Raw genomic sequence first — 14513 nt, 5'->3', positions numbered from 1 at the left:
CGGCACCGCGCAGCCACGCAGGGCGTGGCTCTACCGCTTGTTCCGGCACCGCGCAGCCACGCAGGGCGTGGCTCTACCCTCTTGCGGCCCACCACGTGCGCAGCAGCGTGCGCAGCGGCGTGGCCTTCAGCTCGCGGCCGTGCGCCCACGCCTGCTGGCGGGTGCGCGCCAGCGAGGCGTACAGGCGGCGCGGTCGTGGGCCGGACACCCGGGCCGGCCAATCACGCAGCAACTGCTGCGCCCAGCGCTGCGGCGCATGGCCATCATCCTGCGCCAACAGCGAACGCGGCACCGCAGCCACGCCGGCTTCGTGCAGGCGCTGGGCCAGCACCTGCAGCACTACCGGGGTGGCAACGTCGCCGCGGGCCGGCGTACCGAACATCACCGCTTCCACCGCCGCCACGGCCGCGCCGTAGCCCTGCAGCGCGCGCCGCGCCTGCTCCGGGTCCGCCGCCACCGCACGTGCCTCGATCAGGTCAGGCAGGGTCTCCGCCAGCTCGCCCCACGGCGCACGCACCGGCTCCAGCAGCCGCCCGAGCGGATGCCGCGAGCGCTGCGCGGACCAGCTGCGCAGCTCCTCGCCCCACCACGCCAGCTTGGCGTCGGCCGGCATCGGGTCGCCGGCGGTGTTGAGGATGTCGTCGAACTCCTGCAGCAGCGCGAACCATGCCACCACGAGGGCGCGTTGGGATTCGGCGATGAACGGTTCGGCCACCTGCCATTCCGGCCAGCGGGTCCGCCATTTGTCGAGGAAACTGTCGAGGGCAGTGGAAGTGGTCATTGCAGATGTCCTGGTGAACCGCGTATCGACCAACGGTATGCCCGCCTTTGGCGGGCACCCTTGCGGGCCGTCGCGGGCGACGTTGGGAACGACATTGTCATTCCTTGCGGTACCTACCCATGTTGAGCCGCCAGCGTTACCGGCGCGACGCTGGCCACGCGGCGGCATGCTGCAGCTCAGCCGGCTGTTCGATCATGACCTCGGCACCCCAGGCCAGCGGGTCGTCGGCGTCCAGGCGGTAGCCCCACAGCGCGGCCACCGAGGCCATGCCGGCGGCATTGGCCGCGACGATGTCGCGCTCGTCGTCGCCGACGTAGATGCAGGTGCCCGGCTCGATGCCCATGCGCTCGGCCGCCGCCAGCAGCGGCAGCGGGTGCGGCTTGCGCTGGGCCAGGGTGTCGCCGCCGATCAGCACCGCACAGCGGGTTTCCCAGCCGAGCTGCGGCAGGATCAGCCGCGCCAGGTACTCCGGCTTGTTGGTGACGATTCCCCAGGCACAGCCTGCCGCTTCCAGTGCTTCAAGCATGCCGGCCACGCCGTCGAACAGCACCGCGTGCTGGCCGATCAGTGCTTCGTAACGATCCAGGAACTCGGGCACCAGCGCATCACGCGCCTCCTGCCCCAGCTCCGGGAACGCCACGGACACCATCGCGCGCGAGCCCTTGGAGACCACCGGGCGCAACGCGTCCAGGCTGATCGGCGCGCGCCCGCGCGCAGCCAGCATCGCGTTGGCGGTCGCCAGCATGTCCGGCGCGCTGTCGAGCAGCGTGCCATCCAGATCGAACAGAACCGCCTGCGGGAACAGGCCCGCGTGGACGCCGGACTCAGACACGGGAGGCATCGTCCGGCTTGACCGCGTAGGCCAGGTAGTTGATGTCGGTGCGCGAGCTCAGGCGCGCGCGGTTGCGCCACGGCTCGTAGGCCATGCCGCTGACATCGCGCAGGTTGAAATCAGACTCGCGCAGCCACTTGCCCAGTTCGGCCGGCTTGATGAAATCCTGATAGTGGTGCGTGCCCTTGGGCAGCAGGCGCGCCACGTATTCGGCGCCCACGATGGCCACCGCGAACGCGGCCGGGGTGCGGTTGACGGTGGACAGGAACAGCTGGCCGCCGGGCTTGAGCAGGCGGTGGCAGGCGGCGATGATCGCGCCCGGGTCCGGCACGTGCTCCAGCATTTCCATGCAGGTCACCACGTCGAAGCTGCCCGGCTGTTCGGCGGCCAGGTCTTCAGCGGCCTGCACGCGGTAATCCACGCTGACGCCCGACTCCAGCCCGTGCAGGCGCGCGACCTTGACCAGCTCCGGCGCCAGGTCGATGGCAGTGACCTCCGCGCCTTCCTTGGCCAGTGCCTCACTCAGCAGGCCGCCGCCGCAGCCGATGTCCAGCACCCGCGCACCGCGCAGGCGGGCACGCGTGGCCACGTACTGCAGGCGCACCGGGTTCAGCGCATGCAGCGGCTTCTGCGGGCCGTCGGTGTCCCACCAGCGGTTGGCGAGCGCGGCGAATTTGTCCAGCTCGGCCTGGTCGAAATTGGTGGAAGCGTGGGGGGCATTCATGGGGAAATCCTCGGCGCGATCAGGCGCGCGCAATCAAGCACGGATGTGGCGGATACGCTCGCGCCACTGGCGGGCGTTGGCGACGATCGCGGCGGTGTCCATGCCGACCAGCTCGCGCTGGACCAGCTTGGGCTGCCCAGCGATCCAGACATCACTGACCTGGTGGCGGCCGGCGGCATAGACAAGCTGGGAAAGCACGTGGTGCAGCGGCTGGGTTTCCAGCGCGGACAGGTCCACGCAGACCAGATCCGCCTGCTTGCCCACTTCGATCGACCCGATCCGGTCGCCGAAGCCCAGCGCGCGCGCACCGCCCAGGGTGGCCGCACGCAGCGTGGTGGCCGCGTCCAGCGCGGTGGCATCGTTGGCAACGGCCTTGGCCAGGATGGCCGCGGTGCGGTTCTCGCTGAACATGTCCAGATCGTTGTTGCTGGCGCAGCCGTCGGTGCCGATCGCCAGGTTCACCCCGGCGCGCTGCAGGGCGCAGGCCGGGCAGAAGCCGGAGGCCAGCTTCAGGTTGGACTCGGGGCAATGCACCACGCTGACGCCACGTTCGGCGCAGAGGTGGATTTCCGCCTCGGTCAGCTGGGTCATGTGCACCGCGATCAGGCGGTCGTTGACCAGGCCAAGACGGTCCAGCCGCGCCAACGGCCGCTGGCCGTGCAGCTTGATCGAATCGCTGATTTCCTGGGCGGTTTCATGCGTGTGCAGGTGCACCGGCATGTCCAGCTGGTCGGACAGCATGCGCACGCGTTCGAAATTGGCGTCGTTGACGGTGTACGGCGCGTGGGGCGCGAACGAGGTGCCGATCAGCGGATCGTTGCGCCACTGATCATGCAGTTCGCCGGCCTTGGCAAAGTACTCGTCATCGGTCTTGGCCCAGGCGGTGGGGAAATCGATGATCACCGCGCCCACCAGCGCACGGAAGCCGTGCTGCTTGTAGACGGCCGCCTGGACGTCGCCGAAGAAGTAGTTTTCGTTGGCGCAGGTGGTACCACCGCGCAGCATCTCGGCGATGGCCAGGGTGGTGCCGTCGGCCACGAACTCCGGCCCGATCACCGCCGCTTCCACCGGCCAGATGTGCTGCTGCAGCCACACCATCAGCGGCAGGTCGTCGGCAACGCCGCGCAGCAACGTCATCGGATTGTGCGTATGCGCATTGACCAGCCCGGGCATCAGCGCCGCATCGGGGCGCGACACCACCTGGCGTGCATCGAACCGCGCGCGGGCCTCGGCACGCGGCAGGATGGCGATGATTTCGCTGCCGCGCACGGCCACGGCATGGTCTTCCAGCACCACCGCATGCGGTTCGATCGGGACCACGTAACCGGCTTCGATCAGCAGGTCACAGGGTTCGGGAATGCGGGAGGTGTCGGTCATGCGGGCTCACTGAAGCGGTCGGGGGGCTCGCCGGCGGGGCTCGGCGAGGGACTTTCTGGTAGAGCGGACTGTTGGTCCGCTGCCTTTTCCGTTGCCTTTTGGTAGAGCGGACTGTTAGTCCGCTGCCTTTTCCGTTGCCCGTTGAGAGCCCGTTGGGAGCAGCGGACTAACAGTCCGCTCTACACAGTCCGCTCTACACAGTCGGCTCTACCGTAATCCGACCTGCGGTCGGATTACTTTCCTGCGCGGGCGGAGTATTCGCCCGAGCGGGTGTCGACCTTGATGATTTCATCCTGGTTGACGAACAGCGGCACGCGGACCACGGCGCCGGTTTCCAGGGTGGCCGGCTTGCCGCCGCCGCCCGAGGTGTCGCCACGGACGCCCGGATCGGTCTCGGTGATCTTCAGCTCGACGAAGTTCGGCGGCTGCACGAAGATCGGCTCGCCGTTCCACAGGGTCACGATGCAGACTTCCTCGCCCTTCAGCCACTTCTCGGCGCCGCCCATGCCGGACTTGGTGGCCTGGACCTGCTCGAAGGTTTCCGGGTCCATGAAGTGCCAGTACTCGCCGTCGCTGTACATGAAGTCCATGTTGGTATCCACGACATCGGCCTTCTCCACGTCGTCGGTGGCCTTCATGGTCATTTCGACCACGCGGCCCGACTTGATGAAGCGGTACTTCATGCGGGTGAAGGCCTGGCCCTTGCCCGGCTTGACGTACTCGGTCTCGGTGATGACCGCCGGTTCATTGTTGATCAGGATTTTCATCCCGTTCTTGACGTCGTTCATGCCAACAGTGGCCATGCTGAAACTCCTTAATGGGCAAACGCCGCGCAGGCGCGGCGAGCCGGATAGAATGGATGACCCGCCGGCGACGGCGGGTTGACGCGTTTTTCTGACCCATATGATAACCGCAGGCCCCCATTCCATGCAGCTCTCCGCCACACCCCTGCCCTCCCCCGTACGCTGGCAACAGCTGTGGCGCGAGGCGGTCCGCGACCCGCGGATCCTGCTGGGGCAGCTGGGGCTGGACCCGGACGAACTGCCGCTCTCGGCCGAGGCCGCGCAACAGTTCGCGCTGCGGGTGCCCCAGGGCTTCATTGCCCGGATGCGCCACGGCGACCGCCACGACCCCCTGCTGCGCCAGGTGCTGCCGGTCACCGATGAGCTGCAGCATGCGCCGGGCTTTACCCTGGACGCGGTCGGCGACGGCCTGGCGCGTAAAGCCACCGGGGTGATCCAGAAGTACCAGGGGCGGGCCCTGCTGGTGACCACCGGCAGCTGCGCGATCAACTGCCGCTACTGCTTCCGCCGGCATTTCGATTACGGCACGGAGAACGCCGCCCGCGAGGGCTGGCGCGAGGCGGTGGATGCGATCGCCCAGGATCCTGCCATCGACGAGGTGATCCTGTCGGGTGGCGACCCGCTGTCGCTGGCCACCCACAAGCTGGTCGAGCTGACCGACGCGCTGAAGCAGATTCCGCACCTGCGCCGCCTGCGCATCCACAGCCGCCTGCCGGTGGTGCTGCCCGAGCGTGTGGACGACGAGCTGGTGCAGTGGATCGCCTCGCTGCCGTGGCCGGTGGCGTTCGTGATCCACGCCAACCATGCCAACGAATTCGACACCGCAGTGGATGCCGCGATGGCACGCCTGCGTGGCGCCGGCGCCACCCTGCTGAACCAGGCGGTGCTGCTGCGCGGGGTCAACGACTCCCTGCAGGCGCTGCAGGACCTGAGCGAGCGCAGCTTTGCTGCGGGTGTGCTGCCGTATTACCTGTACCAGGTGGACCGGGTGCAGGGCGTGGCGCATTTCGAGGTGTACGATGCCACGGCCAAATCGCTGCATGCGCAGCTGACGGCCAGGTTGTCGGGGTATCTGGTGCCGAAGCTCGTTCGGGAGATTTCGGGCGATTCGAGCAAACGGCCTGTGTGACGCCGATTTCCACGTAAATCCAACGCACACGGTCGCCTGCTCTAAATGGGCCGCGCTGCGCGCGGTCTCCACGCAGGGCGTGGATCTACGGATCATTTCCGCGGTCGTAATCGCACCACGCCGAAAAGCGGATCATTTCCGCGGTCACAATGGCATCGCGCCGAAAACCGGATCATTTCCGCGGTCGCAATGGCATCGCGCCGAAACGCGGATCATTTCCGCGCCGGCGAACGCACGCCGCCGAAAAGCGACGCGCGACGCTGCGGGCAGGTCACCACCGAGGGCCGTCACGCCTTTCAGCGCCCGGATTGAATCATCTCCACGACCTCGGTCGCGGTGATCGGCACGCTCAGCAGGTACCCCTGCGCCAGGTCGCAGCCGCGCTGGCTGAGCAGGTCGAACTGCACTTCCTGTTCGATGCCTTCGGCCACCACCGTGATGCCCAGCGCATGGGCCATGGCGATGATCGCCGTGGTCAGGGCCAGGTCGTCCGGGTCGCGCTGCATGTCGGCCACGAAACTTTTGTCGATCTTCACCCCGTCCACCGGCACCTGGCGCAGGTGGCTCAGCCCGGAGAAGCCGGTGCCGAAGTCGTCCAGCCAGACCTTCACGCCGGTGCGGTGCAGCTTGTCCAGCAATGCCGCAGCGAGCATCTCATCGCCGATCACCGCCGTTTCGGTCAGCTCCAGGTGCAGGCGCGAGGCCGGCAGGCCGGTCTCGCGCAGGCAGTCGGCCACCAGGGTCGGCAATTCGCCGCCACGCAGCTGGCGCGGCGAGACGTTGACCGAGACGAACATGCCTTCGCCGTCGCTCGAATGCGGCCACTGCACCGCCTCCATGCAGGCCGCGCGCAGCACCTTCGGCCCGATCACCTCGATCAGCCCGCTCTGCTCGGCCACTTCAATGAACACCGACGGCGGAATCGTGCCCAGGGTCGGGTGCTGCCAGCGCAGCAGCACTTCCACGCCGACCATGCGCCGGTCGCGGGTGCGGAAGATGGGCTGGTAGACCAGGCGCAGCTCGCCGCGCTCCCAGGCGCCGCGCAGCTCCTGCTCCATGTGCACGCGGCGCTCCACCGCATGGTCCATGGCCCGGCTGTAATACCGGTAGCAGTTCTTGCCCGCCATCTTGGCCTGGTACATGGCGATATCGCCGTTCTTCAGCAGCGTCGTGGCATCGGCTGCATCGTCGGGGAACAGGGTCACGCCGATCGACGTGCCCAGGAACAGTTCCCTGCCCTGCACCACCAGCGGCTTGCTCAGCTCGCGCACGAGGATCTCGGCGAGCTGTCGGGCACCGGCGGCCACGTCGCCATCGCCGATCAGGATCACGAATTCATCGCCGCCAAAGCGCGCCAGCAGGGCCTCGTCGCCACCGGCCTGCGCCACGGCGGCGCTGATGCGCTGGGCGAACTGCAGCAGCGCTTCGTCGCCAGCCTCATGGCCCAGGGTGTCGTTGACCCGCTTGAAATCGTCCATGTCGGCGAACAGCAGGCCCAACCGGTGGTTGGACGCACGGGCCGCCATCAACCGGTGGTCCAGCGCCTCGCGGAACGCGAGCCGGTTGGTCAGCCCGGTCAGGGCGTCGGTATACGCCATGTGCCGCACTTCACGGTCATGGCGCGCGATGGCCTCGCTCATCCGGCCGAACGCACGGACCAGTTCGCCGACCTCGTCCTTCCGGTCGCTCTGGCTCAGCTGCGGACGGTAGTCGCCCGCCTCGATCTGGCGCGCGGCCGCGGCCAGGCCACGGATCGGCCCCACCAGGGTGCGCTGCACATAGATCACCACCAGTACGCCGATCCCGACCAGCAGGCCCAGCATCAACAGCAGCCAGCCCAGGTGGCGCTTGCCGACCTGCTGCAGGCGCTCGCCCAGGGTCTGGTTGGCGCGCAGCTCCATGGCCTGCACGTCATCCAGCGCCATGCCGACCCGGACACCGCCGATGCGCTGGTTGCCGATCATGATGGGCATGGCGTTGTCGAGCACCTTGGGCGACTGCTGCACCACCAGCGCGCGCGCGCCGACGGCACCGGGCGCCAGCGGGTCCTGCATGGGCCGGCCGAAGTCGACCACCTCGGTGGAGCCGTCGTGGATGAGCTTGCCATCCTCGTCGAACACCAGCACGTAGCGCACCACCTGCTGCCGCGAGGTATTGCGCACCAGCGCGCCGACCTGCTCCAGGTCGTTGTAGTACAGCGGATTGGCCAGCGCATCGGACAGTTCGCGCGCCAGGGCCTCGCCCCGGCTGCGCACGCTGCGATCGAACAGGTCATGGATGACGTTGCCGCTGAGGTGCTTGACCTCATCCTGCATCGTCGCCTGGCGCCCCAGCACCACCGCCACGATCGCCACCACCACCAACATTGCCCCGCCCATCGCCAATACGAAACGGGACTGCATTCCGGAACCCAACGGCCTCATTCCACTTCCATCCGCACGCGTGTAAGACCCTGTTTCAATTCATCCAAACGGTGCTGCATCTGCGCATCCACCCGATGGAACCCGGACGTACCAAAAAACTTTTCCAGCGCATCCTGCGCCTGCGGATCCGACGCTGCCTCCAGCAACACCTGCTGCAGCCGGTCGCGCACCTTCGGGTCCAGCCCGGCCCGCACCACTTCCACCGCACGCGGGTACGGCTCGGTGCGATGGATGACCCGGAAGTCCCGACGGAACGTGGCCGGAATGCGGTGCGGGTCGGCCCAGTCCACGCTGCTCACGGCCCCGGCGTCGACCAGCCCCTTGTGCACGAAGGTGGCGATGTTGCCCTCCGAACGTGCAAATACATACCCCACGGTGTCCGGCGCGGCCGCGTCGCGTGCGGACAACAGGATCTCCGGGGTCAGCCCGTTCTGCAACAAGGTCATGACCGGCACCAGGTAGGCGCTGGTGGAGGCCACGTTCTGCAGGGCCAGGGTGTGCCCCTGGAGCTCGGCCAGCGAGGTGATCGCGCTGTCGCGGCGCACGAAGAACACGGTGTGGTAATCGCGCACGCCGCTGCGCTCGGTCAGCAGCAGCGGCTCGGCGCCGCTGCGCAGGCCCAGGTTCACGGCGGTTCCGGAGGTCTCGGTCACCCAGTCCACCCGGCCACGGCGCAGGTAACTGGCCATCTGCTGCGCATCGGGCGCCATCAGGATGCGGCCTTCGGTGATGCCGACATCCCGCATGCGCGGGACGACGTAATCCAGCAGGGGTTGCAGTTGCGCATAGTGTGACTTGGGGTTGTCGCTGATACGGCCCAGGACGAGCACATTGTCAGGGCCTGCGGCGGCCGTTCCGGTCATCGCGATGATGGCCAGACACAGCAACCCTCCCTGCAACAGCCATCGCAGCACCGGCAATCCCATTCGCTCCCCCCAAGGAATCGAAACAGCCTACCCGAAAAACTGAGACGTGCGTCAGCTCATTCGGGCTTCTGGTTCGCCAATCGAGCCATCCGCTGGGCGTCGGACAGGATGCCGCGCAGCAGGCGCACTTCCTGTTCGCTCAGTTCGGTACGCAGGAACAGGCGACGCAGCTTGCGCATGGCCGATTCAGGGGCGCGGCCCTTGTGGAAATCGATATCGTCCAGCGCCTGGCCGAGCTGGCCGAACAGGCCTTCGACCTGAGCGTGGCTGGCCGGCTGCTCACGGTGCTCCGGGTCGGCCGGGGCGGCCGCGTCCACACCGCCCAGGCTGGCCATGCGCAGTTCATAGGCCAGCACCTGCACGGCCGCCGCCAGGTTCAGCGAACTGAAGTCGGGATTGGAGGGGATGTGCACGGCCAGGTGGCAGAGCTGGAGCTCCTCATTGGTCAGGCCGGTGCGCTCGCGACCGAACACGAAGGCCACTTCGCCATCGGCTTCAGTGGTCCTGGCCAGGGCGCGCTGCGCGGCCACGCCGGGCAACAGTTCTTCCAGCTGAACGCGGCGGGCACGGGCGGTGCAGCCCAACACGAGCCGGCAATCTGCCACGGCCTGGGCCAGCGTCGCCACCACCGGGGCATCGCCCAGCACGTCCTCGGCGCCGGCAGAGCGCCGGAAGGCCTCGTCGTCCAGGGGTTTTTCAGGCGCGACCAGCACCAGCCGGCCCAGCCCCATGGTCTTCATGGCGCGCGCCGCGGCCCCCATGTTGCCGGGGTGCTGGGTGCCGACGAGGACGAAACGAATGCGGGATGGAGCGGTTTCGATAGACATGAACAGGCCAAACGCGAGCAGGACAGTCACAAATGGTAAACTGTGTGACCGGCCTCTGCGCCGGGACCGCTCTTTTCCCCCGCCAGTACCCCCTACTCTGCCTTTCCGGGAGCTTTTCGCCATGCAGAAACCCGCCGTCACCGTCATGGTCAAGGCCGCCCGCCTCGCCGGCAACGTCCTGTTGCGCAACATCAACAAGCTGGAGGCGTTGAACGTCGTTCAGAAGGGGCGCATGGACTATGCCAGTGAAGTCGATGCGGATGCGGAAAAGGTCATCGTCAAGGAACTCAAGCGTGCCTACCCTGAATACGGGATCATGGCCGAAGAAGGTGGCGTACAGGGCGCGAACCGCTACATGTGGGTCATCGACCCGCTCGACGGCACCAGCAACTACCTGCGCGGCTTCCCGCATTACTGTGTCTCCATCGCCCTGGTCGAGAACGGCGAGCCGATCGACGCGGTGATCTTCGACCCGCTCCGCAATGAACTGTTCACTGCCAGCCGGGGTGCCGGCGCGGTCCTGAACGACCGCCGCATCCGCGTCGCCGACCGCAAGGACCTGGCCGGCGCGATGATCCACACCGGCTTCGCCCCGCGCGAGCGCAACCGCACCAGCGCCCAGCTGAAGGCCGTCGACGCGCTGCTGGTACACGCCGAAGACGTACGCCGCACCGGTTCGGCCGCGCTGGACCTGGCCTACGTGGCTTGTGGCCGCGCCGACGCCTACTTCGAGGCCGGCGTGAAGGCATGGGACATCGCCGCCGGCGTGCTGCTGGTCCGCGAAGCCGGTGGTCGCGTCTGCGACTACAAGGGCGCCACCCCGGCCCGCATGGACAGCCGCGGCCCGGAGACCCAGCAGATCGTGGCCGGCAACGTGAAGAACACCGACATCCTGCAGAAGGTGCTGGTCAACACCGGCTACGCCGCTGAGTTCGACGCCAAGTTCTGATCTGGTTGATGTGAGATTCAAGCGACGGCGCCTTCGGGCGCCGTCTTTTTTTGGGGATCCCCGCGTAGAGCGGCGGCTGCCTTGGTCTTGCGTGTGGGCGAGGGAGGGGTTTACGCGTGCCCCGCTACCCCCTCCACCCCGCTCCCCCGCGCGCAGACACATAAACAGCCAGCGCTTCTGAGCGGAAAAAGAAAACGCCCGACCAACCGGCCGGGCGTTTCGTCACCACATCAAAGCACCCGCGTTACGCCACGGTGCTGCTCGCCGCCTTCAGCGCCGCGATGCGCTCGTCGAGCGGCGGATGGCTCAGGAACAGCTTCTTTGCCGTGGAACCGGCAATGCCGAACGCCGCGATCTGCGTGGGCAGCGTGCTCTGGCCGTTGTTGAGCTTGAGCCGCTCCAGCGCCGCGATCATCTTCTGGCGGCCGGCCAGATGCGCACCGCCCGCGTCGGCGCGATATTCGCGGTGGCGCGAGAACCACATCGCAATCATCGTCGCGAACACACCCAGCACCATCTCCAGCAGGAACACGATGATGAAGTAGGCGAACCCGCGACCACCGCCTTCCCGGTTACCCGACAGCGCACTGTCGATCACGCCACCGATGAGCCGCGCCAGCACGAACACGAACGTGTTCAACACGCCCTGCAGCAATGCCATCGTGATCATGTCGCCGTTGGCCACATGCGCGATCTCGTGGCCCAGCACCGCCTCGGCCTCGTCTTCGCTCATGTTGTGCAACAGCCCGGTGGACACCGCCACCAGCGCGTTGTTGCGGTTGGCACCCGTGGCGAACGCGTTGATTTCAGGACCCTCGTACACCGCCACTTCCGGCATGCCGATACCGGCCTCGCGCGCCTGGCGCTCCACCGTGGCCAGCAGCCAACGCTCGGTCGGGTTGCGCGGCTCGGTGATCACCACCGCCCGCGTGGACCGCTTGGCGAGCCACTTCGACATCAGCAGCGACACGAACGAACCGCCGAAGCCCAGAACGGCGCCAAAGACCAGCAGACCACTCATCGTGCCGGGATTCACGCCCAGCAGGCGCATCACCACGCTGGCCAGGATCAGCACGGCGAAGTTGGTCGCGAGGAAGAGAGCAATACGACTGAACATGGGAAAAGGACGCTTGTTGGGGGTAGTTGCAGCAAATCTGCGGGGACTTCATGTTGAATTCAAGTCGCAACCTGACCGACGATTCATAGTTCATGTCCATGACTGCCTACCGCGGGCGCTTCGCCCCCTCTCCTACCGGCCCCCTGCATGCCGGCTCCCTGCTCGCCGCCCTCGGCAGCTGGCTGCTCGCCCGCCATGCCGGCGGCCAGTGGCTGGTACGGGTCGAAGACGTCGATCCGCCCCGTACCGTGCCTGGCGCCATCGACCAGCAGCTGTCCGCCCTGGCCGCTTTCGGCCTGGCCAGCGACCGCCCTGTCGTTTACCAGCGCCAGCGCGATGCCCTCTACCAGGCCGCCCTGGATCGCCTGCTCGACGCGGGTACCGCGTTCGCCTGCCACTGCAGCCGCACCGACCTGGCCGAGCAGCATGGCGTCCACCATCACTGCGTCGCACGCACCGAGCGTGCGCAACCGGCCATCCGCCTGCGCGTGCCCCCGGGCAGCGTCGTGACCTTCCAGGACGGCCTGCGCGGTGCCATCCGCCAGGACGTCCACGCCGACGTCGGCGACGTCGTGCTGCGCCGTGCCGATGGCTACTGGGCCTACCAGCTGGCCGTGGTCGTGGACGATGGCGCCCAGTGCATCACCGATGTCGTTCGGGGCGCCGACCTGCTGGACTCCACCCCGCGCCAGATCCTGCTCCAGCGCGCCCTCGGCCTGCCCACCCCGCGCTACCTGCACCTGCCCCTGCTGCTGGACCGCGACGGCCGCAAACTGTCCAAATCCGACGCCGCCCAGCCGCTGGACCCCGACGTTCCCCTGCCCGCCCTGCGACGCGCCTGGGCCCAGCTGGGCCAGGAACCGGCCTGCCTGGCCGGGTGCAGCACCGTCGAAGAAGCGCTTGCCCAGGCCCGCGCCGGCTTCGCCCCGGACCGATTGCCACCGGGAGACATCCGGCCTGACGGCGGTGTCCGTTGAGTCCCCATTCTTCGCCGCGATGTTGCAGAATCGCTGTCCCCCTTGTTGGTCCCGCCCTACGGAGTAGCTGCTCATGACATCTCGCGTCGCACTGGTCACCGGTGGTACCGGCGGTATCGGCACTGCCATCTGCCAACGTCTGGCCGACCAGGGCCATCGGGTTGCCACCAATTACCGCGACGAAGCCAAGGCCACCGCCTGGCGCGAAACGATGCTCGCGCGCGGCTGCGACGTGGCGATCTTCCCCGGCGACGTCTCCGACCCGAGCACGGCCGAACAGATGGTGCATGCCGTCGAGGCCGCGTTCGGCCCGGTCGAGATCCTGGTCAACAACGCCGGCATCACCCGCGACACCACCTTCCACCGCATGCGCGCCGACCAGTGGCACGACGTCATCAACACCAACCTCAATTCGGTGTTCAACGTCACCCGCCCGGTCATCGAAGGCATGCGCCGCCGCGGCTGGGGCCGGGTCATCCAGATCAGCTCGATCAACGGCCTGAAGGGCCAGTATGGCCAGGCCAACTACGCCGCGGCCAAGGCCGGCATGCACGGCTTCACCATCTCGCTGGCCCGCGAGAACGCCGGCTTCGGCATCACCGTCAACACCATCTCGCCCGGCTACGTTGCCACCGACATGGTGATGGCCGTGCCCGACGAAGTGCGCGCCAAGATCATCGCCGACATCCCCACCGGCCGCCTCGGCAGGCCGGAAGAAATCGCCTACGCCGTGGCCTTCCTGGTCGCCGAGGAAGCCTCCTGGATCACCGGCTCCAACCTCGACATCAACGGCGGCCACCACATGGGTTGGTAACGGTTACACCGTTACATAATCTCAGCTGGAGAACAGCCCCCTTCTTGTTGAAGGGGGCGCGCCGAAGGCGCGGGGTTAAGGTGGCATGCCGCAGGGGCCCGAGCTTTGCGCAGCAACGCTTGGGCAAGCGCAGCAGGCGTTGCGATGACCCAAAAATGCTGCACCCATGCTGCGCAGCATGAAGAAAAGCGGTAAACGGCCAATGGAGGTTGCAACGCCTGCTGCGCTGCGCCATGCTTCGCGCTTACTGTGACGAGTGATTGCTTCATGGCTGCGAACCGCATCATCAAGAAGTATCCGAACCGCCGTCTCTACGACACCGAGATTTCCAGCTATATCACCATCGAGGATGTCCGCCAGCTCATCCTGGACGGCGAGGACTTTGAAGTCCGCGACGCCAAGAGCGGCGACGACCTGACCCGCTCGGTATTGCTGCAGATCATCGCCGACCAGGAGCAGGACGGTGAACCGATGCTCTCCACCCAGCTGCTCAGCCAGCTGATCCGCTTCTACGGCGACTCCCTGCAGGGCTTCATGGGCAACTATCTGGAGCGCAGCATGCAGGTCTTCCTGGACCAGCAGCAGCAGTTCCGCCAGCAGATGGGCAACCTGCTCGGCCAGACCCCGTGGGCCATGATGAACCAGCTGACAGAACGCAACATGGAGCTCTGGCAGGACTTCCAGCGCAACATGGGCACCGGCTTTGGCGGCCGTCCGCCGGGCACGGGGACCGGAACGGGTACGGGTACCGGCACGGGCACCGGCAAGCCCGAAGCACCCGCCGCGGGCAAGACCCGCCGCTGAGGGCTGCCTGCCCGGCATCGCCCGGGCAGC

At 67.3% G+C, this 14513-nt stretch carries 14 protein-coding genes; 5 read left to right on the top strand and 9 right to left on the bottom strand.

The window, feature by feature from the left end:
* Positions 1 to 73 precede the first annotated feature (73 nt).
* The 5 genes from RT456_RS07980 to efp form a co-directional block, all read right to left on the bottom strand.
* Positions 74 to 781, bottom strand: coding sequence for a squalene/phytoene synthase family protein (locus RT456_RS07980; protein ID WP_313344829.1), 708 nt, complete (start codon positions 779 to 781; stop codon positions 74 to 76).
* A gap of 136 nt (positions 782 to 917) precedes the next feature.
* Positions 918 to 1613 carry a phosphoglycolate phosphatase gene (locus RT456_RS07975; RefSeq protein WP_313344826.1) on the bottom strand — a complete coding sequence of 232 codons (696 nt, stop codon included), beginning with the start codon at positions 1611 to 1613 and terminating at the stop codon, positions 918 to 920.
* Entirely contained in the window at positions 1606 to 2337 is a 732-nt protein-coding gene (ubiG, locus tag RT456_RS07970; RefSeq protein ID WP_313344824.1) for a bifunctional 2-polyprenyl-6-hydroxyphenol methylase/3-demethylubiquinol 3-O-methyltransferase UbiG, read from the bottom strand. The genes RT456_RS07975 and ubiG overlap by 8 nt, the downstream gene beginning before the upstream one ends.
* A gap of 33 nt (positions 2338 to 2370) precedes the next feature.
* Entirely contained in the window at positions 2371 to 3714 is a 1344-nt protein-coding gene (locus RT456_RS07965; RefSeq protein WP_313344822.1) for a TRZ/ATZ family hydrolase, read from the bottom strand.
* A 233-nt stretch (positions 3715 to 3947) separates the two neighbouring features.
* Positions 3948 to 4517 (bottom strand): elongation factor P, encoded by a 570-nt coding sequence (gene efp, locus RT456_RS07960; protein WP_313344820.1) that lies wholly within the window; start codon positions 4515 to 4517, stop codon positions 3948 to 3950.
* A gap of 100 nt (positions 4518 to 4617) precedes the next feature.
* Here efp and epmB point away from each other — a divergent pair, with 100 nt between their 5' ends.
* Positions 4618 to 5646, top strand: a complete 1029-nt coding sequence (gene epmB / locus RT456_RS07955) for an EF-P beta-lysylation protein EpmB (protein ID WP_313344817.1) — start codon at positions 4618 to 4620, stop codon at positions 5644 to 5646.
* Positions 5647 to 5942: 296 nt separating this feature from the next.
* Here epmB and RT456_RS07950 read toward each other — a convergent pair whose 3' ends face one another.
* The 3 genes from RT456_RS07950 to RT456_RS07940 all read right to left on the bottom strand — a co-directional run bounded on the left by RT456_RS07950 (position 5943) and on the right by RT456_RS07940 (position 9822).
* Positions 5943 to 8069, bottom strand: a complete 2127-nt coding sequence (locus tag RT456_RS07950) for an EAL domain-containing protein (RefSeq protein ID WP_313344815.1) — start codon at positions 8067 to 8069, stop codon at positions 5943 to 5945.
* Positions 8066 to 8989, bottom strand: coding sequence for a phosphate/phosphite/phosphonate ABC transporter substrate-binding protein (locus RT456_RS07945; RefSeq protein ID WP_313344813.1), 924 nt, complete (start codon positions 8987 to 8989; stop codon positions 8066 to 8068). The genes RT456_RS07950 and RT456_RS07945 overlap by 4 nt, the downstream gene beginning before the upstream one ends.
* Before the next feature lie 62 nt (positions 8990 to 9051).
* The gene (locus RT456_RS07940) at positions 9052 to 9822 is read right to left on the bottom strand and encodes an RNA methyltransferase (protein ID WP_313344810.1); all 771 of its coding nucleotides are present in this window, start codon (positions 9820 to 9822) and stop codon (positions 9052 to 9054) included.
* A 121-nt stretch (positions 9823 to 9943) separates the two neighbouring features.
* On the opposite strand from RT456_RS07940, the gene RT456_RS07935 reads away from it, so the two are divergent.
* Complete coding sequence (locus RT456_RS07935; RefSeq protein WP_313344808.1) at positions 9944 to 10771, top strand: inositol monophosphatase family protein; 828 nt, start codon at positions 9944 to 9946, stop codon at positions 10769 to 10771.
* Between the two features lie 244 nt (positions 10772 to 11015).
* Here the strand turns inward: RT456_RS07935 and htpX are convergent, their stop codons facing one another.
* Positions 11016 to 11888, bottom strand: coding sequence for a protease HtpX (gene htpX, locus RT456_RS07930; RefSeq protein ID WP_313344805.1), 873 nt, complete (start codon positions 11886 to 11888; stop codon positions 11016 to 11018).
* Between the two features lie 92 nt (positions 11889 to 11980).
* On the opposite strand from htpX, the gene gluQRS reads away from it, so the two are divergent.
* The 3 genes from gluQRS (at position 11981) to phaR (ending at position 14483) form a co-directional block, all read left to right on the top strand.
* Positions 11981 to 12865: a tRNA glutamyl-Q(34) synthetase GluQRS gene (gene gluQRS, locus RT456_RS07925; RefSeq protein WP_313344802.1), complete on the top strand. Its 885-nt coding sequence runs from the start codon at positions 11981 to 11983 to the stop codon at positions 12863 to 12865.
* 73 nt (positions 12866 to 12938) lie between these two features.
* Positions 12939 to 13679, top strand: a complete 741-nt coding sequence (phbB, locus tag RT456_RS07920; protein ID WP_313344800.1) for an acetoacetyl-CoA reductase — start codon at positions 12939 to 12941, stop codon at positions 13677 to 13679.
* A gap of 267 nt (positions 13680 to 13946) precedes the next feature.
* Positions 13947 to 14483, top strand: coding sequence for a polyhydroxyalkanoate synthesis repressor PhaR (phaR, locus tag RT456_RS07915; RefSeq protein ID WP_313344797.1), 537 nt, complete (start codon positions 13947 to 13949; stop codon positions 14481 to 14483).
* Positions 14484 to 14513 lie beyond the last annotated feature (30 nt).

Source organism: Stenotrophomonas sp. (assembly GCF_032099025.1).
Classification (GTDB): Bacteria; Pseudomonadota; Gammaproteobacteria; order Xanthomonadales; family Xanthomonadaceae; genus Stenotrophomonas.
The sequence above is the reverse complement of the archived record's forward strand: the minus strand, read 5'-3'. Positions and strand labels throughout refer to the sequence as shown.

Bases quoted from the DNA above. Each gene is read 5' to 3' on its own strand.
- RT456_RS07980 (WP_313344829.1), bottom strand. From the start codon at position 781: ATGACCACTTCCACTGCCCTCGACAGTTTCCTCGACAAATGGCGGACC.
- ubiG (WP_313344824.1), bottom strand. From the start codon at position 2,337: ATGAATGCCCCCCACGCTTCCACCAATTTCGACCAGGCCGAGCTGGAC.
- RT456_RS07965 (WP_313344822.1), bottom strand. From the start codon at position 3,714: ATGACCGACACCTCCCGCATTCCCGAACCCTGTGACCTGCTGATCGAA.
- efp (WP_313344820.1), bottom strand. From the start codon at position 4,517: ATGGCCACTGTTGGCATGAACGACGTCAAGAACGGGATGAAAATCCTG.
- epmB (WP_313344817.1), top strand. From the start codon at position 4,618: ATGATAACCGCAGGCCCCCATTCCATGCAGCTCTCCGCCACACCCCTG.
- RT456_RS07950 (WP_313344815.1), bottom strand. From the start codon at position 8,069: ATGAGGCCGTTGGGTTCCGGAATGCAGTCCCGTTTCGTATTGGCGATG.
- RT456_RS07940 (WP_313344810.1), bottom strand. From the start codon at position 9,822: ATGTCTATCGAAACCGCTCCATCCCGCATTCGTTTCGTCCTCGTCGGC.
- RT456_RS07935 (WP_313344808.1), top strand. From the start codon at position 9,944: ATGCAGAAACCCGCCGTCACCGTCATGGTCAAGGCCGCCCGCCTCGCC.
- htpX (WP_313344805.1), bottom strand. From the start codon at position 11,888: ATGTTCAGTCGTATTGCTCTCTTCCTCGCGACCAACTTCGCCGTGCTG.
- gluQRS (WP_313344802.1), top strand. From the start codon at position 11,981: ATGTCCATGACTGCCTACCGCGGGCGCTTCGCCCCCTCTCCTACCGGC.
- phbB (WP_313344800.1), top strand. From the start codon at position 12,939: ATGACATCTCGCGTCGCACTGGTCACCGGTGGTACCGGCGGTATCGGC.
- phaR (WP_313344797.1), top strand. From the start codon at position 13,947: ATGGCTGCGAACCGCATCATCAAGAAGTATCCGAACCGCCGTCTCTAC.